This window comes from Tamlana sp. 2_MG-2023, assembly GCF_030548465.1.
In the GTDB taxonomy this organism is placed as follows: domain Bacteria; phylum Bacteroidota; class Bacteroidia; order Flavobacteriales; family Flavobacteriaceae; genus Pseudotamlana.
This window is the reverse complement of the sequence record NZ_JAUOSF010000005.1, coordinates 210,324-234,455: the sequence shown is the minus strand read 5'-3', so window position 1 is coordinate 234,455 and position 24,132 is coordinate 210,324. Positions and strand designations below refer to the sequence as shown.

Genomic DNA, 24,132 nt, shown 5'->3' with positions numbered 1-24,132 from the left:
TAGTAAATATTTATACTGGAACTATTTCATTTTCTTTAACCAGTTACGCACTTCTACTTCATTCTTAATTATATTTTTTAAGTCTGAAATCTTAACACGTTCCTGCTCCATAGAATCTCTATGACGAATGGTTACCGATTGATCTTCTAAAGTATCATGATCTACAGTGATACAGAATGGTGTTCCATTGGCATCTTGCCTTCTGTAACGTCTACCTACAGCATCCTTTTCATCGTAAATTACGTTGAAATCCCATTTTAAATCTTCTAAAATTTCTTTAGCAACTTCTGGTAATCCATCCTTTTTCACCAAAGGTAAAATGGCTGCTTTTACAGGCGCTAATACACTTGGTAATTTTAAAACGGTTCTTGTGGTGCCATTTTCTAATTCTTCTTCTTGAAGGGCATTAGAGAAAACAGCTAAAAACATACGATCTAAACCAATAGAAGTTTCTAACACGTAAGGTACATAGCTTTTATTTTCTTCATGATCGAAATATTGTAATTTCTTTCCTGAGAATTTTTCGTGTTGCGATAAATCGAAATCAGTTCTTGAGTGAATCCCTTCCAATTCTTTAAATCCGAATGGAAACTTGAATTCAATATCGGCAGCTGCATCAGCATAGTGTGCTAATTTTTCGTGATCGTGGAAACGGTAATTATCTGCTCCCATACCAAGCGACAAGTGCCACTTCAATCTGGTTTCTTTCCAATGCTCGTACCATTCTTTTTGAGTTCCTGGTTTAATGAAAAATTGCATTTCCATTTGTTCAAACTCACGCATTCTAAAAATAAACTGTCTTGCAACAATTTCATTTCGAAAAGCTTTTCCTGTTTGCGCAATTCCGAAAGGAATTTTCATACGTCCCGATTTCTGAACATTTAAAAAGTTCACGAAAATACCTTGAGCTGTTTCCGGACGCAAATATAAATCCATCGCACTTTCCGCGGAAGCGCCAAGTTTTGTCCCAAACATTAAATTGAATTGCTTAACATCGGTCCAATTCTTGCTTCCGGTTAACGGACAAGCGATTTCTAATTCTTCTATCAAAGCTTTCACATCGGCCAAATCTTCATTTTCAAGTGATTTTGCCATACGAGAAAGAATCGTATTGATTTTTTCTTGATAACCAACCACACGGCCGTTAGTAGAAATAAACTCTTCTTTATTAAAAGCCTCACCAAAACGTTTTGCAGCTTTAGCAACTTCCTTTTCTATTTTTGTTTCAATTTTAGCGCAATAGTCTTCAATTAAAACATCGGCTCTATAACGCTTTTTCGAATCTTTATTATCAATTAAAGGGTCGTTAAAAGCATCGACGTGGCCAGAAGCTTTCCAAGTTGTTGGATGCATAAAAATTGCAGAATCTAGTCCTACAATATTATCATTCATTTGCACCATGGCTTTCCACCAGTAGTCGCGTATATTTTTCTTTAGCTCAACTCCATTTTGAGCATAGTCGTAAACTGCACTTAATCCGTCGTAGATTTCACTACTCTGAAACACGTAACCATACTCCTTCGCGTGAGAGATTACTTTTTTAAATTGATCATCTTGATTTGCCATGCTGCAAAAATAAAAAACCGCATTAAACTAATAGCGTGTTTATTAAAAAATAACACTGCAAAACCTGTAATTTTTAATTATGTTTACAAGAAAGATTTTTCACACGTATGCTTTATCACCTTGTTGACTTATTTTTCCCTAAGATTTGCTATGCTTGTCAACAGCCATTACACGACAACGAGGCAAGTATTTGTTTGGATTGCCGCCATGATTTACCCGTAACAAACTTTCATTTTACTAGCGACAAAAGTGTTGAAAAGGTCCTTTATGGAAGAACTAAAGTAGAAAATAGCACAGCGCTTTTTAGGTTTGAAAAGAAAAGTACTGTGCAACAACTTATTCATAATTTAAAATATAAGAATCATGAAGAAATTGGGACACTCCTTGGCAATTGGCTAGGCGCTGAATTAAAAACAATTGAAGCCTATCAGCATATTGACATTGTAATTCCTGTCCCGCTTCACAAAAAGAAACTTAGAAAAAGAGGCTATAATCAAGTCGCCAAATTTGGAGAACAACTTGCTGAAGCCTTAAATGCCGAATACAAAGATGATATTCTTTTAAAAGTATCTAAAACAAAATCGCAAGTCGGTAAAAAGCGCTTGGCACGTTGGCAAAATAATTCCGAACAGTTTACCGTTAGCCACATTCACACGTTAGAAAACAAACATATTTTATTGGTAGACGACATAATTACCACTGGTGCTACTTTAGAAAGCTGTGCTACAGTTTTAAATTCGGCAAAAAACATTAAAATTAGCATTGCTACCATGGCAATAGCTTAATGACTTACTTCATATATCTTTAAAATTATGTAGGTTTGTATAAATTTTAAATCTTTGATGAAAAAGACCATTTCTAATTTTGTTTTAGCCCTTTTAGTTGGTGCTGTTTTTGTTAATTGTGCAAATCGTGGAACTCCTGATGGCGGACCAAAAGACGAGTTACCACCTATCATAATTAAATCATCTCCAGAGAATTATTCTACTAATTTCGAAGGTAACGAAATAGAAATCACTTTTGATGAATACATAAAAATCAAAGACATACAAAAACAGTTGATTATTTCACCTCCCATGGAATACCAACCGGATATTACACCACTTAGTGCCGCTAGCAAAAAAGTTGTTATAAAAATTAACGACACTTTAGCGCCAAACACGACTTACGCTTTTAACTTTGGAAACAGTATTACCGATAATAACGAAGGTAATCCATATCCTTATTACCGTTACGTGTTTTCAACGGGAAGCTATATTGATTCCTTAAAAGTTACAGGTAGCATTGTTGATGCCATGAAAACAAAGCCTGAAACGTTTATAAACGTTGGACTTTACGAGGTAAACACCACATTTACTGATTCTATTATTTTTAAAGAAAAACCTAAATACATTACCAATACATTAGACAGTGTAACTACTTTTTCTATTGAAAATGTAAAACCTGGAAAATACTTACTCGTAGCTTTAAAAGATGGTAACGGCGATAACAAGTTTCAACAAAAAACAGATCAAATTGCTTTTCATAAAAACTTGATAGATGTTCCTACCGATACCACTTATACCTTGAAGCTATTTAATGAAGAACCTGATTTTACAGCCACCAGGCCAAAATTATTATCAGGTGAAAAAATAGCTTTTGGTTATGAAGGCGATTACAGAGGCATGGCAATTAAAATAGTCTCGGATACGCCTGAAGATTTTAACTACCGCATTACAAAAGATCCGAAAACCGACTCACTTCTTTATTGGTACACCCCAAGAATGAAAGTAGATTCGTTGCTTTTTAAAGTTACCAAACCTATTGATTACGAAGAAGATTTTACGGTAAGAATTAGTGAACAAAAAAGAGATTCTATACGCCTAAATGTCCTTTCTGGCAGCACAATCGGACTAAAAGAACCGTTTCAAATTACAGCAAATACACCAATTACAAAGTTTGATGCTTCAAAAATATCGCTAATAGATAAGGATTCTTTAGATATTTCTTTTAAAACAGAATTTGACACCCTGAATAACACCTACGATTTCGATTTCGAAAAAACAGAAGACAATAGTTACAAAATGCAAATTCTACCGGAAGCATTTACTGATATTTTTGACTATAAAAACGACACCATACAAGTGTCGGTAAAAACGAAAAAAGCTTCAGATTATGGTTATGTACGTTTTACTTTAGTTAATGCTACCTACCCAATTATCATTCAGTTAACGGATAAAGATGGTAAAGTAAAATATGAAAACTTTATCACCGAAGAAGGCCCCGTTGATTTCCTTGATTTAAATCCTGCTATTTATCTTATTAGAATAATCCATGATGTTAATGGCAATAATAAATACGATACAGGAAGTTATTTAGAAAAGCGCCAACCTGAAAAAATAAGTCATTTCCCTGATGTTGAAATTAGAGCCGATTGGGGTATTGAAGAAATGCTTGAATTTAAGTAATTGAAAACTGGTCTCTATCGTTTAAAAATTTGAATTTATTTCGATAGGCCTCAATATGTCGTTTTTCTAAAGTTACGGTTTTTACCTGCTCTTGGTTGGGCGTGATTTCAGAAATACCATTACCCAGCACATCGTATGCGGCTGAATGTCCTGAATACACACTATTCACACCATCAACACCTACACGATTTAAACCAATACAGTAGGCCATGTTTTCAATAGCGCGGGCTTTTAAAAGCACATCCCACGCCGAAATTCTTGGTTTTGGCCAATTGGCGACATACAGTAACACATCGTAATCTTCAGTATTTCTAGCCCAAACTGGAAAACGTAAATCGTAACATACTAGCGGACAAATTTTCCAGCCTTTATAATCGACAATCAACTTTTTAGTTCCTGCGGAATACGTTTGCTCTTCGCCTACCAAAGTAAAGGTATGGCGTTTATTGTAAACACTTATTTTTCCTGAAGGCTCTACAAATAATAAACGGTTATAAAAATTGCCGTTTTCGGAAATCACTAAACTACCAGTAATTGCAGCATCTTGTTTTTTAGCCATTTCCTTCATCCAAGTAACCGTTTCACCTTGCATGGTTTCAGCAACTTTTTCCGCATTCATCGTAAAACCTGAAGAAAACATTTCAGGTAAAATAATGAGATCAGTCGCTTCCGAAAGATTTTCAATTTTTTCACTGAAGTTAATACGATTTTGCTGTGGGTCTTCCCAAGCTAAATCGGCTTGAATCCATGTTACTTTTAGTTCTTTTTGCATAGTCCTAAAGATAAAAAACTTCTGAAGAACCTTGTTTTTGTTTTCTGAAATATTTAGTGGTTATCAACTATAAATTAAATAATGAGAACAAACAGAACTCTCTTCATTTCAATTTCCATGATGTAACCTAATGATTTTGAAACCATAGTAGTGTCACATCGAGCGCAGTCGAGATGTCTTGTTTTAGTAACCTGTAGTGGTTCTCGACTGCGCTCGAACTGACATCCTACTAAAAATCAATAAAGTTTTACTAACAGCTTCTATGGTTTTCAATCTACACGATCTCCATCTTCTTCAACAAAAAGGAAGCATTCATATTCTGGCACACACCTTTTTTCAGTCTGTAATCAAAATGCAGTTCGTCATTAATAATTTCAGCATCGAAATAATAGTTTTTCACTTCGCTGAGCTCTTTTTCAATCTCACACAAACTCAAATCGTGTGTCGCGATGATTCCCGTAGCATCTGAAGCTACCAGTTTCTCAACAAATTTCTTAGAACCAATCGCTTTATCGGTGCTATTAGTACCTTTTAAAATTTCATCAAGAATAATAAAGTACGGTTCTTTTTTAATGGCATCAACAATATATTTTAAGCGTGTTAATTCTGAGAAGAAATACGAACTCTCATCGGTTAACGAATCGGTGGTACGCATGCTTGTAATTAATTTTACTGGCGAATAAACGCTAGCTTTTGCACAAACAGGCAAGCCCGTATTCGCCATAACAATATGTAAGGAAATAGTTCGTAAAAAGGTACTTTTCCCAGCCATGTTGGCGCCAGTAACGATAAAAAACTGTTCGTTGTCAATGATGACATCACTATCAACACGTTTGGTTTTACTCAATAAAGGGTGCCCCAAACCTGTAGCTTTTATCACTGGTCCATCTTTCATTATTTCAGGAAACACAAAGTCGGGATGATTGTAAGCATAAGTACCAAGGCTATTATAAGCATCGAAGAAAGCTACGACTTCAAACCATTCGGAAACTACATTTCCATATTCTGAAATCCACTGCTCAACTTGATATGAATTTTTAATATCCATTAAGAAAAGGCCATTCCCGAACATGGCACCGATTAAATTATTACGGTTATCCAACGCATCTAAAGATTTTGAAAACGCCTTAAAAATAGCTGACGCTTTCTTAGCCTCTGCCTGAATAAGCTGCTGTTTTTCTTTAAGTAATGCTGAAGTAAAAGTTTCCTTTTCAATCAAATCCAATAAGGTGGCGTACTGGCGAAAAGTATCACGAACTTTATCGGTTTTAGAAGCTAGAACGTTAACCTTTTTTAAATAAATGGTAGAAAATCCTAAACCTAAAAACATCCAATAGGCAATTAGAGGTTTGTAAGTAATGACATTAAAAACGGTTAATACAAAGATGAGAATGGAAATCATGCCAAAACCTTGAGCCAACCTAAAAACGGTTTTATTTAAAAAGAGCTTATGGTCTTTAATCCAATTAACTATGAATTCAGCAGGCGTTTCAACCTTAATTAAGCTAGAGGTTGCCGCATAAAATTGACGGAACTCCGTTTTTTCAGCCAATTCTTTTATGGCTTCTTGTCGCAGTGGAATATCTGAAACATGGTTCGCCTTTAAAAGGTCTGCCAAAGTTTTTGCTCCTTCGCGACTCGTGGTACGATTCATAAACTGATAAAAGGAACCTCTACCAAACAAATCGATATCCAAACTATAGAAATGATTCGAGTCTTGAAATTGGAGTCCTTCCTCGCGATTATGAAAATCACCAGCTGCGATTTTAATTTCTTCTTGATTAAGTACTACTAGAGCCTTATTAAATTCGCGTTGCTGCTTGATATCGGTGTATTTTGAAAGCAAATACAGAAATATAGCAATACCAATTACAGCCACAAACAATGCGACTTGCCATTGTTGAAAAAACAAATAAACACCGAAACCAGTGGCTACAAAAACAGCCAAACGCAGTACACTCAAACTGGCAATTTTTTTGTAAAGTTTTTTAACTTCTAATTGATAGGTTTCTAGGTGGTTTTTATAGTACTCTAAAGGTGATTTCATTTAAAAAATTTGTTGCGTATAAAGTAACAAAAAGAGGCTGTACAAAAAGTATTAAAGTACGTCATTCTGAATTTATTTCAGAATCTCATCATACTGATAACCAATCATTATGAGAACCTGAATCAAGTTCAGGTTGACGAAAACTTTACTTTTTAGACAGCCTCTTTGTTTTGTGTTTTATTAATCTATAATTTAATCGCGTCCTCCAAAAAGCTGAAGTGCCCAGTACAGTAAGTTTGCTAAGGCACCAATGGCAGCAACTAAATAGGTTCTAGCTGCCCATTTAAGCGAATCTTCCGCCCCTGCATATTCTTCTGGAGCTAGCATGTTTCTGTTTTTTAACCAAGCTAAAGCGCGGTTACTCGCATCGTATTCCACAGGTAAAGTAATGAAGCTAAAAAGCGTAGCAAAACCCATAAACACAACACCTAAAACAGCAACCCACCAGCCTAATCCAACACCAGCGGCACCACCTAAAACAAGCCCACCAATAATTAACCATTGCGACATGCCTGAAGTTGCACTAACCACAGGAACTAAAGTAGAGCGCATTTGTAACCAGTTGTAAGCTTGCGCATGTTGCACAGCGTGACCACATTCGTGCGCTGCAACAGCTGCCGCAGCGGCGTTACGTTGGTTATACACCGACTCACTTAAATTTACAGTTTTGTTTTTTGGGTTGTAATGGTCTGTTAATTTCCCAGGTGTAGAAATCACCTCAACATCATAAATACCGTTATCTGACAACATTTTCTTAGCGATTTCAGCACCACTCATACCGTTTCTTAAGTGGACCTTAGAATACTTTTCAAACTTACGTTTAAGCGTATTACTCACTAACCAACTTACCAAAGCCACGGCTCCAATAATTACATAATATCCTATCATCTATTTCTTTTTTAAGTTTTGTTTTTTTTATAAAGATAACAAAAATGACGCCATAAATATATCGTGAAAATTTGTCAGTTTTGGTAAAAAACAAAAAAAACGCCCAGACTTAAAAATTAAGCACTGGGCGTTTCAGTATATTTAAAATCTTATCGACTTAAGCCATTTCCATATCAAAAGCTTCAGCGATTTCTTTATAAACAATTTCTCCTTTAACAATGTTTAATCCTTTTGCTAATGGCGCATTGTTTTCACAAGCAGCTTCCCAACCTTGATTCGCTAATTTAAGCACATAAGGTAAAGTTACGTTTGTTAAAGCCATTGTAGACGTGTATGGTACAGCACCTGGCATATTTGCTACGGTATAATGCACCACCTCATCAATAATATAAGTTGGATCTTGGTGTGTTGTAGGTTTTGTTGTTTCAAAACATCCACCTTGATCTACAGCCACATCAACCATAACGGTTCCTGGTTGCATCTCTTTCAACATATCTCTTGTAATTAACTTAGGCGCTTTGGCCCCTTTAATTAATACACCACCAACAATTAAATCGGCATCCTTAATATGCTTTCTAATGTTATATTCACTTGAAAATTCACTAATTACGTTATTTGGCATAGAATCACTTACATAACGTAAAGCTTTCATATTAATATCCATAATAACCACGTGAGCTCCTAAACCAGCTGCCATTTTAGCCGCTTGATATCCTACAATACCAGCTCCTAAAATAAGTACTTTTGCAGGAGGCACTCCAGGAACACCACCTAATAAAATACCACGTCCTTTAATTGGTTTTTCTAAGTATTTCGCTCCTTGTTGAATAGACATTCTACCTGCAACTTCAGACATCGGAATTAATAATGGCAACGTACCATCGGCATCTTCAACCGTTTCGTAGGCAATACAAATCGATTTACTTTCAATCATCGCGTTTGTTAACGCTTCACTTGATGCAAAGTGGAAATATGTAAATACCACTTGATTTGGTTGTATTAACTTGTATTCTGGTTCGATGGGCTCTTTTACCTTCACAATCATTTCTGCCACAGCATACACTTCTTCAATCGTGTCAAGAATGGTTGCACCAACCTCAATATAATCTTCATCTAAAAAACCACTGTTAAAACCAGCATTTTTCTGAACAAAAACCTCATGGTCTCTCTTTGTCAATTCAAACACCCCAGAAGGCGTCATCCCCACTCTATTTTCGTTGTTTTTAATCTCAATAGGAACACCAATTTTCATAAGCGCAATTTTTTTAAAAAGTTAATATTTGAAAACGCTACAAAGCTAATTTAAATGATTGACAAAAAAAACCATAAATCCATTTTTACTTAAATTTTTAATAACACATTTAACTTTTTGTTAAGAATAAAATAATATATACCGATTTACTAGGAATTAAATGAAGATTCAACAATTCAAAATCACAAAGTTTAAATTCACACACACCCAAGCCATTAATAGCTTAGTTTTTCGGGCGTTACCACAAGGGTCAGGCTATCCGTTGCAATCTTTTTAAAACTCTGGTTTTAAAAAGGATTTCCACTACTATCCTTAACGCAAAACACGTTACATATTAATCACACAACTAAAACCATAAAACCCTCATAACGCACAAAATACAAACGTATCTTAAAGTTAGTTAAAAAGGTTAAAACTATACTAAACAGAAATAGCAACTTCAAAAAAAGACCTTGCTTTGAATCAAATTAAATCAAACTTTATATTATGAAAAAACTATTACTAGTGATCGCAGTCGTCCTTTTTGGAACTGTAAACCTCCATGCTCAAGACTTTCAATTTGGGATTAAGGGCGGACTCAATTTCGCAACAATTACGGGAGACAACACCCTGAAATCTGACATGGTTACCGCTTTTCACGTGGGTGGGATGTTAGAAATCCCAATTTCCGAAAAATTCTCAGTGCAACCTGAAATCCTGTTTTCTGGAGCAGGTTATAGTTTTGAAGATAACATCACTGCTTTAAATTACCTCGACATCCCAATAATAGCTAAATATTATGTCACAAAAGGACTAAGTCTTGAAGCAGGACCACAAATAGGATTTTTACTTTCCGCTAAAACTGAAGATCTTGATGTAAGAGACGCCTACGATAATGTTAATTTAAGTTTAGCTACAGGTGTAGGGTATAAATTGGATAACGGACTTCATTTTGGAGCACGATACAATTTCGGACTAACAAGTATGTATAACCTCAATGATATTGATGACAAAAATACAATTGGTGTATTCCAACTTTCTGTGGGCTACTTCTTTTAATGTATAAAAACGACAAACCCGAAGCCAATCGACCTCGGGTTTGTTTATTCAAGATTAAAAATTAAAATAAGGAAGTGCTAAGCAAGAGCGTTTAACTTTTCAACATTTCACTTTTAACTTTTAATTTTTAATTTTCAACTTCAATTCCTACCCTACAATATTCACAATTTTACCAGGTACCACAATCACCTTTTTAGGTGTTCTGCCCTGTAATTGCTCTTGTGTTTTTTCGTGAGCTAAAACCGTGGTTTCAATAGCTTCCTTACTCATGTCTAATGGCAATTCTAATGTGAAACGCATTTTTCCGTTAAACGAAATCGGATAGTTTTTAGCACTTTCAACCAAGTGGCTCGCATCAAACTCTGGGAAAGCCGCTGTTGAAATCGACTCCTCATTCCCCATCAAACTCCACAATTCTTCTGCAATATGTGGTGCATACGGCGAAATTAAAACCAATAATGGTTCAAGCACGTCTTTACTTGTACATTTCTGAGTTGTTAATTCGTTAACAGCAATCATAAATGTTGATACCGATGTGTTAAACGAAAAGTTTTCAATATCTTCTTGAACTTTCTTTATGGTTTTATGCAAGGTTTTTAAAGCATCTTTCGAAGCTTCAGCATCGTTTACTTTTATGCCATTATCGTCTACATACAACTTCCAAAGTTTTTTAAGAAAGTTATGTACACCTGTTATACCTGCAGTATTCCAAGGTTTGTATTGCTCTAACGGCCCAAGAAACATTTCATATAAACGTAAACTATCAGCACCGTAATCGGCAACAATATCATCTGGATTCACCACGTTGTATTTCGATTTCGACATTTTTTCAACATCGCGACCTACTTTATAAACGCCGTTTTCTAAAATGAATTCGGCATCTTTAAATTCCTTTCGCCAGTTTTTGAAGGCATCTATATCCAACTCATCTGAGGCATTTACAAAAGAAACATCGGCATGGATAGGTGAAATAAGATTGGAAACCTTAATAGATAATTCTTTTCCTGTTTCTTTTAGGGCTTTTTTGAATTTATCTTTTAGTTTGGGTGATATTATTTCAATTATTTTTTTTTCTAATATTTTATCTTCAATGATTACATTTTCAGTTTTGTCTAAAAACGGCTTAACTAAATTGTAAGAGATAAACACCTTGTTAGAGTGTAACTCAAGATAAGGACTTTCTGTCTTATCTTCTGTCCACTTAAAATCCTGCAGTTGCAAAACTATATCCACACGATAAACAAAAGCACTTGTTCCTAAAATCATCCCTTGGTTAATCAGTTTTTTAGCAAACTCATCAACAGGCACAACGCCTTTATCGAATAAGAATTTTTGCCAAAAACGAGAATATAGCAAGTGTCCAGTAGCATGCTCACTACCTCCAATGTATAAATCTACATCCTTCCAGTAGTTTAACGCCTCCTGACTAGCAAATTCATTTTCGTTGGTAGAATCCATGTAACGGTTAAAATACCAAGAACTTCCTGCCCAACCTGGCATAGTGTTTAATTCGAGGGCAAAAACGGTTTTATCATCAATTAAATCGTTAGAAACCACTTCGTTTTTAGTAGTATCCCAAGCCCAAACAGTAGCGTTTCCTAAAGGTGGCTCACCTGTTTCGGTTGGTAAATATTTTTCAACTTCTGGAAGTCTGATTGGTAAATGTTCGGCAGCAATCATTTGTGGCATCCCATCAACGTAATAAACCGGGAATGGCTCTCCCCAATAACGCTGACGCGAAAATACGGCATCACGTAAACGGTAATTGGTTTTCCCTTCGCCAAAACCTAATTGCTCCAATTCGTAAATAGCACGTTTTGTTGCTTTTTTATAGTTCATGCCGTCTAAGAAACCAGAGTTTTTTAGAGTAAACCCGTCTTTTTCAGTAAAAGCCTCAGCGGCAATTAAATCGTCCGAGTTCTTGGTTCCCCCTTTGGGGGATAGGGGGCTAAAAATGTTTATAATCGGAATATTAAAATGCTTCGCAAAATCGTAATCACGTTGATCTCCACAAGGTACCGACATTACTGCTCCTGTACCGTAGCCTGCTAAAACATAATCACCAATCCAAACAGGAATAGGTTCTTTAGTAAAAGGGTGTTCCGCGTAAGCACCAGTAAAAGCACCTGAAATGGTTTTTACATCGGCCATTCTATCGCGTTCGCTACGTTTTGCGGTTGCTAAAATATAAGCTTCAACGTCTGCTTTTTGCTCTGGAGTTGTTATTTGAGACACTAAATCGTGCTCTGGAGCTAAAGTCATAAAACTTACTCCAAAAATAGTATCAGGGCGGGTTGTGAATACGTCTATAACGTGAGATTGCTTCGTTTCACTCGCAATGACATTAAAGGTCACCGAAGCTCCAACCGATTTTCCAATCCAGTTACGCTGACTTTCCTTTAAAGAATCTGTCCAATCAATGGTATCTAAACCTTGTAACAAACGCTCGGCATAAGCTGAAATTCGCATGCTCCATTGGGTCATTTTTTTACGAACAACGGTGTGTCCACCACGTTCTGAAACACCATTTACGATTTCATCATTTGCTAAAACCGTTCCTAATGCAGGGCACCAGTTTACTTCAGTTTCTGCTAAATAAGTTAAACGGTATTGTAATAATATTTTTTGTTGTTTTTCTGAAGTATATCCATTCCATTCTTCAGCAGAAAACACTTCAATGTTGTCATCACAAACTGCGTTTACATTTGCATTCCCTTCCGAAGCAAATATTTTTTCTAACTCAGTGATTTCTTCAGCTTTACTGGTATTGTTATTAAACCATGAATTGAACAATTGAATGAAAATCCACTGCGTCCATTTATAATAACTCGGATCTGATGTTCTCACCTCACGCGACCAATCGAATGAAAAACCAATTTGGTCTAACTGTCGGCGGTAGGTTTTAATATTTTCTGCTGTAGTAAGCGCTGGGTGTTGCCCCGTTTGAATCGCATACTGCTCAGCAGGCAAACCAAAACTATCATAGCCCTGTGGATGCAAGACATTAAAGCCTTGATGACGCTTGTAACGCGCATAAATATCGGAAGCAATATAACCTAAAGGATGCCCAACGTGTAAGCCCGCACCACTCGGGTAAGGAAACATATCCAAAACATAGTATTTTGGTTTTTTACTGTTGTTTACCGCTTTAAAAGTTTGGTTCTCGGCCCAATATTTTTGCCACTTGGCATCTATCTCGTTGAAATTATAGGTCATTATCATCCTTATTTTAAGAAGTTGCAAATTTACGTTTTAATTAGAAAAAGGACGACCTAAAGCATAAAAAATGAATTTCTAAACGATTGCCATAAAATACAATTACTTTTGCCGCAGATTTAACGTGATAAAAAAACCTAAATTCCTTGGTAAAAAGTAACATTATAAAAGCCCACCTGGCCTTATTTGGAACGCATGTGATATATGCTGCCAATCATTTTATAGCTAAAGGTATTATGCCTGAAAAGCTAGACCCGAGACCTTTTGTTTTGTTTCGCGTTGTAGGTGCTGGTCTTTTATTCTGGTTTATCAAGATGTTTATTAAAGAAAAGGTAGAGAAAAAGGATTTCTTGCGTTTAGTGCTTTGTGGACTCTTTGGAGCCTCCTGCAACCAGCTCTTTTTCTTTGAAGGTTTGAGTTTGACTTCGCCAGTAGACACCTCAATTATCATGACCTCCTCTCCTACCGTGGTCTTTATTTTAAGTATGATTTTCTTAAAAGAAAAAACAAGCACCAATAAACTCATTGGTTTAAGCCTTGGTGCTGTTGGAGCCGTTGGCTTAGTTTGGTACGGCCATGTGGCAGAAGGCACCTCTAGTTTTTTAGGTAATTTGTTTGTTTTCCTTAATGTGGTTTTCTTTTCGCTTTACCAAGTGGTGGTAAAACCGCTTATGAAAAAGTACCACTTTATCACCATAATTAGCTGGGTATTTTTATTCGGATTATTGTTTGTAATTCCTGTGGGCTTGAATGATGCCATATTTAATACAGACTATGAGTTATTTAACCTGAACACCTGGTTAACGGTTGCCTATGTGATTGTTTTTACCACGTTTTTAACCTTTTTATTTAATATTTACGCGCTTCGACAGGTTTCACCATCGGTTGCGGGCAGTTATACTTACATTCAACCCGCGGTGAGTTTTGCCATTGTCTTGATGCTAAGCTATTTCCTAAACGACAACACGTATAGCGAAGATATCAATACCATTAAAATCATGTCCTGCTTGTTGGTTATTGTTGGGGTGTATCTCATTAGTAAAAAGTCAAAAAAAGCCGTAAACTAAGCTTTCATTTCACAACAAAATCTATTTATTTGAGTTTCTATAATCACTGTGATTCTTAAGAACGCATCACTGCAATTTAGCCAGAAACCATAAAGACTTAAAACCTTTTGAAGTTTTCTAAAATTACTTTAGTATTTTTACCTCGTTAATCCAAAATTTTTTATGAGTTCATCCTTTGAAAAGCACCAAAAACGCAGACTTATCTCCTCTTATTTCTCTGTAGTGCTAAGTATTGCACTGGTTTTATTTTTGTTGGGATTACTAGGTTTGTTAATTCTTAACGCTAAAAAAGTATCCGATCATTTTAAAGAACAAGTGGTTGTGACTATTTATTTAAAAGACACGGCGAAAGAAGTAGAAACCAAGCAACTTGAAAAAAGTTTAGCCATGGCCGATTACGTAAAATCGACCGAATACGTCTCTAAAGATCAAGCTGCCGAATTCATGAAAGCAGAAAATGGTGAAGACTTTATGGATTTTGTGGGTTATAACCCTTTACAGAATTCTATTGATGTGCATTTAAAAGCAGATTACGTAACTTCCGAACACCTTGAAAAAATTTCAACTGAAGCCTTAACTAAAAATTTTGTTGAGGAAGTGACTTACGATAATGACTTGGTTAATTTAATGAACGATAACGTTAAAAAAATCAGTTTCTGGGTGCTTATCATCAGTTCTATATTCACGTTAATTGCGGTTTTACTTATAAACAGCTCGATACGTTTAGCCGTTTATTCCAAGCGATTTACCATTAAAACCATGCAAATGGTAGGTGCTACCAAACAGTTTATTAGACGCCCATTTGTGCTGCAAAGTGTAAAACTTGGCATTATTGGCGCTGTTTTAGCGCTTATTGGTATGGCCATCGTCTTATATTACTTAAACAAAACGTTCTTAGAATTAAACCTTTTAGGGCAACCTATTCATGTCGGTTTACTTTTTACTTTAATTTTTGGCTTAGGCATTATCATCACTTGGATAAGCACACATTTTGCAACGCAACGTTTTTTAAATTTAAAAACAGATCAGTTGTATTACTAATAATTTAGAAAGCCATTAACAGGATATTTTTAAATAAATCTTTTACTTTGCGAAAATAATTGCCTCAGTATTTTAATTATGGGAGAACAAAAACGAAAAGAAGCAGCAAAACCGAGTTTTATCTTCGGAAAGAAAAACTATAAATTCATGTTTATCGGTTTAGCCGTTATTGCTCTAGGTTTTATTTTAATGTCTGGTGGCGGAAGCGACGACCCCAACGTTTTTAACCCAGAAATTTTCAGTTGGAGACGCATACGTTTAGCGCCAACTTTAGTGCTTATTGGGTTTGGTATTCAAATTTATGCCATACTATTAAACCCAGATAAAAAGTAAATTTCTGTAATTCACAGTACATTTTTAGCAAAACATTTAGCCATCGTTTTTACGTGTTCAAAACTTTGATGCATCGCATCGTTTAAATCTTTAGCATGCTTTAAAACCGTATCACTATAGTTAATTCCGAAGTCTTTTAATATTGAAGCCTCTAAATCTATAGTACCACAAAAAGCAGCGACTTTTATGTTTTTCGCTTTCGCGGAATGCAGCACGCCACGAATCGTCTTTCCCGATAAAGTTTGAGAATCTAGTTTACCCTCACCGGTAATAATCTAATCGGCATCTTTTATCGATTGATCAAAATTCGCTAAATCTTTTACCAGCTGAATACCCGATTTCAATTCGCCATTTAAAAATACTTTTGAAGCCACACCCATACCTCCTGCTGCTCCTGCTCCTTTTACAGAAAGTATACCAATTTCAAAAGTCTGTTCTAATACTTTGGAGAAACCAACCAAACCGTGTTCTAACATTTCCATATCTAATTCGGAAGCCCCTTTTTGCTTCGCATAAGTGTAAACCGAACCGTTTTCACCGTATAAAGGATTATCAACATCACAAGCAATTTGAAAGTTTACAGTCTTCAATTTTGGATGAACTTTAGAAACGTCAATCGTTTTAATTTGTGATAAATTCGCTCCAATAGGCTTTACTTCCTTTCCTTTTTTATCTAAAAACTGATAACCTAAAGCGGTTGCCATACCAACTCCGCAATCGTTGGTTGCGCTTCCTCCTAGACCTAAAATAATGGTTTTAACATCTCGGTTTAATGCATTAACTATTAAATCGCCCGTTCCAAAAGTCGTAGCATTTTTACAATCAAACGCTGCTTCATTTAATAATTTAAGCCCTGAGGCTTCGGCCATTTCAATAAAAGCAGTTTTAGAATCTTCCGAATACAAATAAGTTGCTGAAATTTTTTCAAAAAACGGATTATGAACCTCAACACGAATTAATTCAGCATTCAAATAAAATTTAATGACTTCAATGGTGCCGTCTCCACCATCGGCAAGAGGTCGTTTTACTATTTCAGCTTGTGGATGAACCTCTTTTATACCAGCTTCAACCGCTTCACAAAACTGCAAAGCAGATAGGCTATTTTTAAATTTATCGGGTGCTAATACCAATTTAACCATATAATGTCACATTTAATTAGTTTCTTTTTCGCCCATATTTCAGTATAAAATAAAACCGTAGCTAAGGCTATGCTTGAATTTTCTATTTCATCTGAACAAAAAATAATTCAAATTAAAAACACAACATTATACAGTCAAATTGGTATAAACCAATTTCATAAGGATTCTAAAATAACGCTTTATTATTTAGCAAGGCATGTTGAATGTTGCAGTATTTTAATATTTTAGCGCCATGGAAATTATTGACGCAATCATTTTAGGCATCATTCAAGGCCTTACCGAGTTTTTACCGGTATCTTCAAGCGGACATTTAGAAATAGGTAAAGCCATTCTTGGTGACGACCTTGAAGCTGAAAGCAGTTTACTGTTTACCGTCGTACTGCATTTTGCTACAGCCTTAAGTACACTTGTAGTTTTTAGAAAGGACATTTTCGACCTCATTAAAGGCGCACTTAAATTTGAATGGAATGAAGATTTACAATTCATCACCAAAATTGCCATTTCTATGATTCCAGCAGTCATTGTTGGTTTGTTTTTTGAAGAACAATTAGAGCAATTATTTGGCGGAAACATCATGCTTGTTGGGTTTATGCTTATCTTAACCGCAGTATTATTATATTTTGCCGATAAAGCTAAAAACACTGATAAAAAAGTATCTTTTAAAGATGCCTTTATCATTGGAATTTCTCAAGCTATCGCCATGCTTCCTGGAATTTCACGTTCAGGAGCTACCATTTCAACTTCAGTATTATTAGGAAACGACAAAACAAAAGCAGCACGTTTTTCATTTTTAATGGTGGTGCCGTTAATCTTTGGAAAAATTGCTAAAGATATTTTAAGTGGTGACTTAGCTTATGACAGCGGAAATTTCACTTCCCTTTCTATTGGGTTTGTAGCTGCTTTTATTGCGGGACTTTTTGCTTGTACCTGGATGATTTCTTTGGTTAAAAAAAGTAAACTAATCTATTTTGCCATATATTGTGCCATTGTTGGTATTATTGCCGTTATATTTTCAATGTTAAATGCCTAATGAAAACGCTTGACGACTATCTTTCTGGAGAAGTTTTATTAATTGATAAACCTTTGCATTGGACCTCTTTTCAAGTGGTTAACAAACTGCGTTGGGAAATTAGGCAAGCTTTCAAAATTAAAAAGATAAAGGTTGGTCACGCAGGCACATTAGATCCGTTAGCCTCAGGATTATTAGTGCTTTGTACGGGGAAAATGACTAAGCAAATAGATACTTTTCAAGGTCAGATTAAAGAATACACAGGGACTATAGTTTTAGGAAGTACGACACCTTCCTTCGATTTAGAAACTGAAATTAACGAAACTTTCCCTACCGAACACATTTCTGAAGCTCTGATTAAAGAAACAACCAACCAATTTATTGGCGACATTCAGCAGTACCCACCTGTTTTTTCAGCATTGAAAAAAGACGGAAAACGCCTGTATGAATTTGCTAGAGCTGGTGAAGACGTGGAAATTAAACCAAGAACGGTTTCTATTTCAGCATTTGAAATCACTAATATTGATGGTTTAAACGTAAACTTTAGAGTGGTTTGCAGTAAAGGCACTTATATTCGTTCTTTAGCAAACGACTTTGGTAAAGCTTTACAATCTGGCGGACACCTTTCTGAGCTAAGACGTACTAAAATTGGTGATTTTAATGTTGAAGATGCCACAAGTATTGAAGCCTTTATTGAAGCCCTAAAAACTAGTTAAGTTTAATTACGTATATTAAATCCATTAAAATCATAGATTTGAACCTAACAAATCAACATAGAGCCCTACTGATTACCCTTCTAATTTCTGGAACAGTTGTTCTTATGGTTTTTAATTTGAGTTTAAATAAGCAAAAGGAATTCGCTTCTGAGAGCTATTACGAATTAGAACCTGAAAAAGAACCTACACCAGAGGAGGTCAAAATACTTGAAGCTTTAGAAAACCAAAGTAGCGCTAAAGCGGAGACCAATAATGCTTTTAACGAAACACAAAAAGCAAAACATTTTGCTCAAGCCTTCAAACCTATTGCTCCACCAGAAGATTACACACCGAAATCTAATGAGAAAGGCGAAGCTGAACCTTCAGAAAAAAACGATTTCAAAAAGTCTCCAGACGCTTCATTAAACCAAGAAGAGTTATCTAAATTTAGTAAGGTTAATGAGGTACTCAAAAAACAACGTGCTCAAAACAATTCGAGAAGTAGCATTAGCTATGCGCTACCAAATAGAACCAAAGTCTACATTCCCATTCCAATTTATCTTTGTGAAGTTGACGGAAAAATAATTGTAAATGTTACGGTAAATGCCGATGGTGACGTTGTGGATTCTTATGTCAACACAGCCTCAACATCCGAAAATGAATGCTTGATTGAACGCGCTATAGAATACGCCAATCGATCTCGTTTTAGCAGAGATCCTAATCAGAAAAGTCAGCTAGGAACTATTACATTCATGTTTGTTGGCAAGCGGTAACTTGTAATTTAGCGAGTAACATTGTAATATCTTCAATTACATTCTGGCCTTTATTATCATTATACCAATGTTGTAAATCGGCTTTAAAAGCTGGCGTTAATTTTCCGTTTTTAGCCACAAATCTTTTTACGTAGTTTGCCGCTTCAGTGGGTCTAGGACCATAAGTTTTAAGCACATCACCAGTTTCATCGTCAATAATTATAACTTTAGGAATAGACGCACTACCCTTTGTTAAGAATTGCTCCATCAGTTGCGGATTTTCATCACGAATAACCACTTTGAAATCGATGTTATCACTAAACGAAGCTACCTTATAAAGTGCAGGTAATACATGGGCAGCATCACCACACCAACTTTCCGTAATCACTAACCAGGTTACTTTTTTCTGGAATCCTAAAATACGTTGCTGTGCTTCTTGAGAAAGTGTTATGGTTTTATCCCAGCGCTTCATACGCCTTTCATTTAGCTTAGTAAAATGTATGAATTCTTCCGATTTATTAATCCCGGTACTTGAGTGGTCATCAACTAGTTGTTTCACCAAAGTTCGATAGGCCTCATAGGACATGCTACGTTCAAAACTTTCTTTAATAATGGATTTCATACGCCTTATTTTTAAAATGTAAAATAACTTAACGCAGCAAAATTAGTATCTTGACAAGATAATTAAGCTGACATTTGTCATAATTCAAATTTAAAACCTACAGAATCAAATGAATACTAAAGAAAGATGCCCTTGGTGTCAAGGTGACGCCCTATATGAAGCGTACCACGATCAGGAATGGGGAGTCCCTATTTATGATGATGCCAGTCTTTTTGAATTCTTGATTTTAGAAACTTTTCAAGCCGGTTTAAGCTGGATTACCATTCTGCGGAAGCGTGAAAATTTCAGAAAAGCTTTTGATGCTTTTGACTATAAAAAAATAGCCAATTACGATCAAGATAAAATCGACGGCCTTCTTTTAGATTCAGGGATTGTTCGCAACAAACTCAAAATAAAAGCTACGATAACGAATGCACAAGCTTTTATTAAAATTCAAAGTGAATATGGTAGTTTTAGCAAATACATTTGGGGTTTTATTGATGGAAAACCTATTAAAAACAAATTTAAGAATATGAGCGAAGTCCCTGCAAACACGCCTTTAAGTGATGCGATTAGCAAAGATTTAAAAAAACGCGGTTTTAAATTTGTAGGTTCTACGGTTATTTACGCCCACATGCAAGCCACAGGCATGGTTAACGACCATACGGTAAACTGCTTTAGGTACAACGCCGTTTAATTAACTTCATTAACGAGTTCTTCACCGTTTTTAAAAGCTTTGATATTTTCTAAAGTTGTTGTGGTGATTTCAAACATGGCTTCTTTGGTAAAAAAAGCTTGATGCGACGTAATTAATACATTCGGAAAACTATTTAATCGCAGGATAAAATCATCATGAATAATGCTTTCAGAGAGGTCTTGATAAAACAAGTTCTCTTCTTGCTCGTAAACATCGATACCTAAATAACCAATTTTATTTTGCGACAAACCTTCTATAACATCAGCTGTATCAACTAAAGCTCCTCTACTCGTGTTAATAATCATGACACCTTTTTTCATGAGTTTTAAAGAGTCTTTGTTAATAATATGCTTGGTGCTTTCCAATAACGGACAGTGAAGCGAAATAATATCTGATTGTTTGAATAATTCATCTAAAGAAACATATTTCACACCTTGCTCAATTAACGCTTCCGAAGGATAGACATCGTAAGCTAAAATTTCACAACCAAAACCACTTAGTACTTTACAAAAAGTGGCGCCAATTTTACCTGTACCAATAACACCAATGGTTTTGTTATTTAAATTAAATCCGATAAGTTTATTTAAAGAAAAATTGCCTTCACGTACACGATTATAAGCTTTATGTGTTTTTCGATTTAGGGTTAAAATCAAGGCTAAGGCATGTTCAGCGATGGCTTCAGGGGAATAGGCAGGAACTCGAACTACTTTTATATTTTTAGCTTTTGCTGCATCTAAATCTACATTATTAAACCCGGCGCAACGTACGGCTATGAGTTTAATGTTATTTTCGGCTAAACGCTCCATAGTTTTTGCATCCAACTTATCGTTCACAAAAGTACAAATCGCATCAAACCCCTTGGTTAAATTGGCGGTATGGCTATTTAAGGGCGTTTCAAAAAAGGTGAAATCAAATTGATAATCAACATTATATTTTTCAAAATATTCTTGATCGTAAGGTTTTGAGCTGAATAGTGCTATTTTCATAAAAAATGGTTTAATACCAATTTAACTTTATAATTTAAAAATTGAAGATAGTAATTCCTTTTAATTCTATTTGCCGAAATCTTTAAATCTAATTACTTTTGAATCTCGCTTGTTAAAAACAATAATTTAAGCTACCACCTAAACATTGGATTTGAGAAATAAGCTAATCATAATAAAAAGAACTTTATTTATCTTTTTCATTCTTGGATGTTTTAAGGTTTCTGCTCAAAATAATTCAGCTTTTCTAGGTGAAACTTCTGTATTACTCATTCACCCGTTTACTAAAAAATACAGCGTTGATTTCACAGTACGTTCTCGTTATTTTCTCTACGAACCTCCTGGTTGGATATATTACCAACAGCAAGTTGACGTTTATCATTTCTCCAATTACATTATAAACAATAAGAACGTTGTAAGCTTGGGCGTTTATTACAGAAATCGAGATGTTTTTGATACCGGGCGTAGTGAAATTAGGCTCACAGAAAAATACAATTACATAACACACAACCAACAAATACGCTACCGTCACAAGATTAGAATTGAACAACGTTTTTTAGAAGACATCACTATATTTAGGCAACGGTATTTATTTGAAGTAGGTACGCCTCTAAATGGAGACACTTTTGATGTGGGCGAAACCTATTTAACCGGTAGTATTGAAGGTTTATTGAGCTTGAGTCCTAACACTTCAACTACGACTAGTTTAAGAACAAATGCTCTTGTTGCATGGAAAATTTCAACAACATTTAAAGTCAGAGCAGGGCTTGAATACCGATTAAACGCTTTTAATGAAGAGGCGTACAGTCGGTTATATTTCTTGACTTCAGCCGTTCTTCTGCTATAGTTTAAAGAATAAAAAGCAGCTTATAAATACCCTAAAAAATCTGTTCTAGAAATTTCTTCAGCACCTAAACTTTCAAGGTGGTTGGTGTGCACTTGACAATCGATGAGCTTATAATCATGATTTTGAATAAAGCTGATAAACCCAACCTTACTCGCATTACTCACTTTAGCAAACATGCTTTCGCCGCAAAAAACACCGTTACCTAAATCGATGCCGTAAAGTCCGCCAACAAGGTTACCTTCCTGCCAAACCTCAACCGATTTCGCATAACCTAGTTTATGAAGTTGAGCATAGGCATCGATCATGCTTTGTGTGATCCAGGTATCTTCTTGACCTTCTCGTTTTATCTTAGAACAGGATTGCATGACCTCTAAAAAGGCTTTGTTTTCAGTAACCTTAAAATAATCTTTACGAAGTACTTGCCGCATGCTTTTAGAAACCTTTAATTTTTCTGGAAACAACACAAACCGTGGATCTGGTGACCACCATAAAATAGGGTCTCCTTCACTAAACCAAGGAAAAACACCGGTTTTATAAGCTAAAATTAAGCGTTCCACTGATAAATCACCACCAACAGCAAGTAGGCCGTCAGCCAAAGCGTCTTCATGATCTGGAAACCATAATTCATCGGATAGGTAGTGGAACATGGTGTGGGAAAATAATTTATCGAAATTAAAATCTTCTAAGCTAATAACCTATACATGGTTTTATTCTTTTCTCCAATTTTCTCGAAAAGCTGAAGTTCTAATCCACGTTTCAAGTCTCTACTAGCGGTTGCAGTAGAAATATCTTTAAAAATAGCCATATAATCTTTTCTAGTGAAATTTGTTTTGCTTAGTGCTAAAAAATATTCTAGTCGGCCTTCTTGGTCTAAAGTTCTATTATTAAAATTTAAAAGATCACTAATTGCCATATCAATAACTTCAAGCATGTATTCAATGAACGTTGTGGATTGCCCAGACTTATCACTATCAGATAGCGCTTTGTAGTATTTCTGTTGATCATTACTAATCAGCGTCTCGAATGGCAGAAATTCAAAAACAGGATATTGCTCCATTAATATTAAAGTCTGCCACAATCTTCCCATTCTGCCATTACCATCTAAAAACGGATGAATAAATTCCATTTCGTAATGAAAAACACAACTTTTTATAAGTATTATTTCATCTTCATGTTTTAAATAATCAAATAGGTCTTTCATTAGATACGGCACATTTTCAAATGGTGGTGCCATATGCTCTACTTTCGAACCTTTTACAATACCAACACCTTGTTTTCTATACTTTCCTGCGTCATGAATTAAGCCGTTCATCATTTTTAAATGCGCTTTGAGAAACGAACTTTCATTTTTAGGATTACACCCTTCTAAATGCTCATAAACGGCAATGGCATTTAAAACTTCTTCAACATCTTTTTTGGGGCCAATAACTCTTTTGTGCTCTAAAAGTGCAGTAATTTGAGCTTCTGTTAATGTATTTCCTTCAATTTTCAAAGAAGAATGAATGGTTTTAATCCGGTTCTGTTTTCTTAGTTTAGGTGATGGTCGATTTAGAAAGCTCGCATTAACGGCTCCAATTTTTTCTGAAATTGAAGTGATCAGTTTTAATATTTGAGGTGTAATTTCGTAAGGCGGTTTCATCTTTGATAGTATCATTTGATACTATCAAAGATACAACCATTTATGGGTGAATGGAGGTATTTGAGATGATCTTTTGACTTGGATAAGGTAAAGTTATGTCGCT

General features: G+C 35.4%; 21 protein-coding genes and 1 pseudogene. 11 read left to right on the top strand and 11 right to left on the bottom strand.

Translation table 11 applies throughout. The features are described from left to right. Window positions 1-21: 21 nt before the first annotated feature. A complete protein-coding gene (locus Q4566_RS10465; protein WP_303420891.1) occupies window positions 22-1,566 on the bottom strand; it encodes a glycine--tRNA ligase in 1,545 nt (514 codons plus the stop codon). A 107-nt stretch (window positions 1,567-1,673) separates the two neighbouring features. Between Q4566_RS10465 and Q4566_RS10460 the strand changes: the two genes are divergently transcribed. Both Q4566_RS10460 and Q4566_RS10455 read left to right on the top strand, forming a co-directional pair. Then, window positions 1,674-2,351 carry a ComF family protein gene (locus tag Q4566_RS10460; RefSeq protein WP_303420890.1) on the top strand — a complete coding sequence of 226 codons (678 nt, stop codon included), beginning with the start codon at window positions 1,674-1,676 and terminating at the stop codon, window positions 2,349-2,351. Between the two features lie 57 nt (window positions 2,352-2,408). Continuing rightward, entirely contained in the window at window positions 2,409-4,013 is a 1,605-nt protein-coding gene (locus tag Q4566_RS10455; protein WP_303420889.1) for an Ig-like domain-containing domain, read from the top strand. Here the strand turns inward: Q4566_RS10455 and Q4566_RS10450 are convergent. From Q4566_RS10450 to ald, 4 genes are all read right to left on the bottom strand, one after another. Next, window positions 4,006-4,785, bottom strand: a complete 780-nt coding sequence (locus Q4566_RS10450) for an amidohydrolase (protein WP_303420888.1) — start codon at window positions 4,783-4,785, stop codon at window positions 4,006-4,008. The genes Q4566_RS10455 and Q4566_RS10450 overlap by 8 nt on opposite strands. Window positions 4,786-5,059: 274 nt before the next feature. After that, entirely contained in the window at window positions 5,060-6,832 is a 1,773-nt protein-coding gene (locus Q4566_RS10445; protein WP_303420886.1) for a MutS-related protein, read from the bottom strand. A 192-nt stretch (window positions 6,833-7,024) separates the two neighbouring features. After that, on the bottom strand, window positions 7,025-7,720 hold the full coding sequence (locus Q4566_RS10440; RefSeq protein WP_303420884.1) for a zinc metallopeptidase: 696 nt from the start codon (window positions 7,718-7,720) through the stop codon (window positions 7,025-7,027). A 157-nt stretch (window positions 7,721-7,877) separates the two neighbouring features. Further along, on the bottom strand, window positions 7,878-8,972 hold the full coding sequence (ald, locus tag Q4566_RS10435) for an alanine dehydrogenase (RefSeq protein ID WP_303420882.1): 1,095 nt from the start codon (window positions 8,970-8,972) through the stop codon (window positions 7,878-7,880). Between the two features lie 486 nt (window positions 8,973-9,458). Here ald and Q4566_RS10430 point away from each other — a divergent pair, with 486 nt between their 5' ends. Then, on the top strand, window positions 9,459-10,010 hold the full coding sequence (locus Q4566_RS10430) for a porin family protein (RefSeq protein WP_303420881.1): 552 nt from the start codon (window positions 9,459-9,461) through the stop codon (window positions 10,008-10,010). Window positions 10,011-10,157: 147 nt separating this feature from the next. Here the strand turns inward: Q4566_RS10430 and Q4566_RS10425 are convergent, their stop codons facing one another. Then, a complete protein-coding gene (locus Q4566_RS10425) occupies window positions 10,158-13,226 on the bottom strand; it encodes a leucine--tRNA ligase (protein WP_303420880.1) in 3,069 nt (1,022 codons plus the stop codon). A 146-nt stretch (window positions 13,227-13,372) separates the two neighbouring features. Here Q4566_RS10425 and Q4566_RS10420 point away from each other — a divergent pair, with 146 nt between their 5' ends. The 3 genes from Q4566_RS10420 to Q4566_RS10410 all read left to right on the top strand — a co-directional run bounded on the left by Q4566_RS10420 (window position 13,373) and on the right by Q4566_RS10410 (window position 15,667). Beyond that, complete coding sequence (locus Q4566_RS10420) at window positions 13,373-14,293, top strand: DMT family transporter (RefSeq protein WP_303420879.1); 921 nt, start codon at window positions 13,373-13,375, stop codon at window positions 14,291-14,293. A gap of 162 nt (window positions 14,294-14,455) precedes the next feature. Further along, window positions 14,456-15,334 (top strand): ABC transporter permease, encoded by an 879-nt coding sequence (locus tag Q4566_RS10415; RefSeq protein ID WP_303420878.1) that lies wholly within the window; start codon window positions 14,456-14,458, stop codon window positions 15,332-15,334. A 78-nt stretch (window positions 15,335-15,412) separates the two neighbouring features. Continuing rightward, entirely contained in the window at window positions 15,413-15,667 is a 255-nt protein-coding gene (locus Q4566_RS10410) for a DUF3098 domain-containing protein (RefSeq protein ID WP_303420873.1), read from the top strand. 11 nt (window positions 15,668-15,678) lie between these two features. Here Q4566_RS10410 and Q4566_RS10405 read toward each other — a convergent pair. After that, window positions 15,679-16,806: pseudogene (locus Q4566_RS10405) on the bottom strand (glycerate kinase). A 232-nt stretch (window positions 16,807-17,038) separates the two neighbouring features. Between Q4566_RS10405 and Q4566_RS10400 the strand changes: the two are divergent. From Q4566_RS10400 to Q4566_RS10390, 3 genes are read left to right on the top strand one after another with little or no spacing between them, the layout of a single operon-like run. Further along, complete coding sequence (locus Q4566_RS10400) at window positions 17,039-17,836, top strand: undecaprenyl-diphosphate phosphatase (RefSeq protein ID WP_303420872.1); 798 nt, start codon at window positions 17,039-17,041, stop codon at window positions 17,834-17,836. Then, window positions 17,836-18,531: a tRNA pseudouridine(55) synthase TruB gene (gene truB, locus Q4566_RS10395; protein WP_303420871.1), complete on the top strand. Its 696-nt coding sequence runs from the start codon at window positions 17,836-17,838 to the stop codon at window positions 18,529-18,531. The genes Q4566_RS10400 and truB overlap by 1 nt, the downstream gene beginning before the upstream one ends. A gap of 38 nt (window positions 18,532-18,569) precedes the next feature. Next, complete coding sequence (locus Q4566_RS10390) at window positions 18,570-19,283, top strand: hypothetical protein (RefSeq protein ID WP_303420870.1); 714 nt, start codon at window positions 18,570-18,572, stop codon at window positions 19,281-19,283. On the opposite strand, the gene Q4566_RS10385 is transcribed toward Q4566_RS10390, so the two are convergent. Next, the gene (locus Q4566_RS10385; protein ID WP_303420869.1) at window positions 19,261-19,884 is read right to left on the bottom strand and encodes a thioredoxin family protein; all 624 of its coding nucleotides are present in this window, start codon (window positions 19,882-19,884) and stop codon (window positions 19,261-19,263) included. The two genes, Q4566_RS10390 and Q4566_RS10385, sit on opposite strands and share 23 nt — an antisense overlap. A gap of 109 nt (window positions 19,885-19,993) precedes the next feature. Between Q4566_RS10385 and Q4566_RS10380 the strand changes: the two genes are divergently transcribed. Continuing rightward, on the top strand, window positions 19,994-20,560 hold the full coding sequence (locus Q4566_RS10380) for a DNA-3-methyladenine glycosylase I (RefSeq protein ID WP_303420868.1): 567 nt from the start codon (window positions 19,994-19,996) through the stop codon (window positions 20,558-20,560). Here the strand turns inward: Q4566_RS10380 and Q4566_RS10375 are convergent. Then, complete coding sequence (locus Q4566_RS10375) at window positions 20,557-21,546, bottom strand: 2-hydroxyacid dehydrogenase (RefSeq protein ID WP_303420867.1); 990 nt, start codon at window positions 21,544-21,546, stop codon at window positions 20,557-20,559. The two genes, Q4566_RS10380 and Q4566_RS10375, sit on opposite strands and share 4 nt — an antisense overlap. Window positions 21,547-21,697: 151 nt before the next feature. Between Q4566_RS10375 and Q4566_RS10370 the strand changes: the two genes are divergently transcribed. Next, a complete protein-coding gene (locus tag Q4566_RS10370) occupies window positions 21,698-22,390 on the top strand; it encodes a DUF2490 domain-containing protein (RefSeq protein ID WP_303420866.1) in 693 nt (230 codons plus the stop codon). A 20-nt stretch (window positions 22,391-22,410) separates the two neighbouring features. On the opposite strand, the gene aat is transcribed toward Q4566_RS10370, so the two are convergent. Both aat and Q4566_RS10360 read right to left on the bottom strand, forming a co-directional pair. After that, window positions 22,411-23,037, bottom strand: a complete 627-nt coding sequence (gene aat / locus Q4566_RS10365; RefSeq protein WP_303420865.1) for a leucyl/phenylalanyl-tRNA--protein transferase — start codon at window positions 23,035-23,037, stop codon at window positions 22,411-22,413. A gap of 35 nt (window positions 23,038-23,072) precedes the next feature. Continuing rightward, complete coding sequence (locus Q4566_RS10360) at window positions 23,073-24,029, bottom strand: Fic family protein (RefSeq protein ID WP_303420864.1); 957 nt, start codon at window positions 24,027-24,029, stop codon at window positions 23,073-23,075. Between the last annotated feature and the right edge of the window lie 103 nt (window positions 24,030-24,132).

What these genes read in the sequence shown, in the direction of transcription:
- Q4566_RS10465 (WP_303420891.1), bottom strand. Translation starts at nt 1,566, where the DNA reads ATGGCAAATCAAGATGATCAATTTAAAAAAGTAATCTCTCACGCGAAG.
- Q4566_RS10460 (WP_303420890.1), top strand. Translation starts at nt 1,674, where the DNA reads ATGCTTTATCACCTTGTTGACTTATTTTTCCCTAAGATTTGCTATGCT.
- Q4566_RS10455 (WP_303420889.1), top strand. Translation starts at nt 2,409, where the DNA reads ATGAAAAAGACCATTTCTAATTTTGTTTTAGCCCTTTTAGTTGGTGCT.
- Q4566_RS10450 (WP_303420888.1), bottom strand. Translation starts at nt 4,785, where the DNA reads ATGCAAAAAGAACTAAAAGTAACATGGATTCAAGCCGATTTAGCTTGG.
- Q4566_RS10445 (WP_303420886.1), bottom strand. Translation starts at nt 6,832, where the DNA reads ATGAAATCACCTTTAGAGTACTATAAAAACCACCTAGAAACCTATCAA.
- Q4566_RS10440 (WP_303420884.1), bottom strand. Translation starts at nt 7,720, where the DNA reads ATGATAGGATATTATGTAATTATTGGAGCCGTGGCTTTGGTAAGTTGG.
- ald (WP_303420882.1), bottom strand. Translation starts at nt 8,972, where the DNA reads ATGAAAATTGGTGTTCCTATTGAGATTAAAAACAACGAAAATAGAGTG.
- Q4566_RS10430 (WP_303420881.1), top strand. Translation starts at nt 9,459, where the DNA reads ATGAAAAAACTATTACTAGTGATCGCAGTCGTCCTTTTTGGAACTGTA.
- Q4566_RS10425 (WP_303420880.1), bottom strand. Translation starts at nt 13,226, where the DNA reads ATGACCTATAATTTCAACGAGATAGATGCCAAGTGGCAAAAATATTGG.
- Q4566_RS10415 (WP_303420878.1), top strand. Translation starts at nt 14,456, where the DNA reads ATGAGTTCATCCTTTGAAAAGCACCAAAAACGCAGACTTATCTCCTCT.
- Q4566_RS10410 (WP_303420873.1), top strand. Translation starts at nt 15,413, where the DNA reads ATGGGAGAACAAAAACGAAAAGAAGCAGCAAAACCGAGTTTTATCTTC.
- Q4566_RS10400 (WP_303420872.1), top strand. Translation starts at nt 17,039, where the DNA reads ATGGAAATTATTGACGCAATCATTTTAGGCATCATTCAAGGCCTTACC.
- truB (WP_303420871.1), top strand. Translation starts at nt 17,836, where the DNA reads ATGAAAACGCTTGACGACTATCTTTCTGGAGAAGTTTTATTAATTGAT.
- Q4566_RS10385 (WP_303420869.1), bottom strand. Translation starts at nt 19,884, where the DNA reads ATGAAATCCATTATTAAAGAAAGTTTTGAACGTAGCATGTCCTATGAG.
- Q4566_RS10380 (WP_303420868.1), top strand. Translation starts at nt 19,994, where the DNA reads ATGAATACTAAAGAAAGATGCCCTTGGTGTCAAGGTGACGCCCTATAT.
- Q4566_RS10375 (WP_303420867.1), bottom strand. Translation starts at nt 21,546, where the DNA reads ATGAAAATAGCACTATTCAGCTCAAAACCTTACGATCAAGAATATTTT.
- aat (WP_303420865.1), bottom strand. Translation starts at nt 23,037, where the DNA reads ATGTTCCACTACCTATCCGATGAATTATGGTTTCCAGATCATGAAGAC.
- Q4566_RS10360 (WP_303420864.1), bottom strand. Translation starts at nt 24,029, where the DNA reads ATGAAACCGCCTTACGAAATTACACCTCAAATATTAAAACTGATCACT.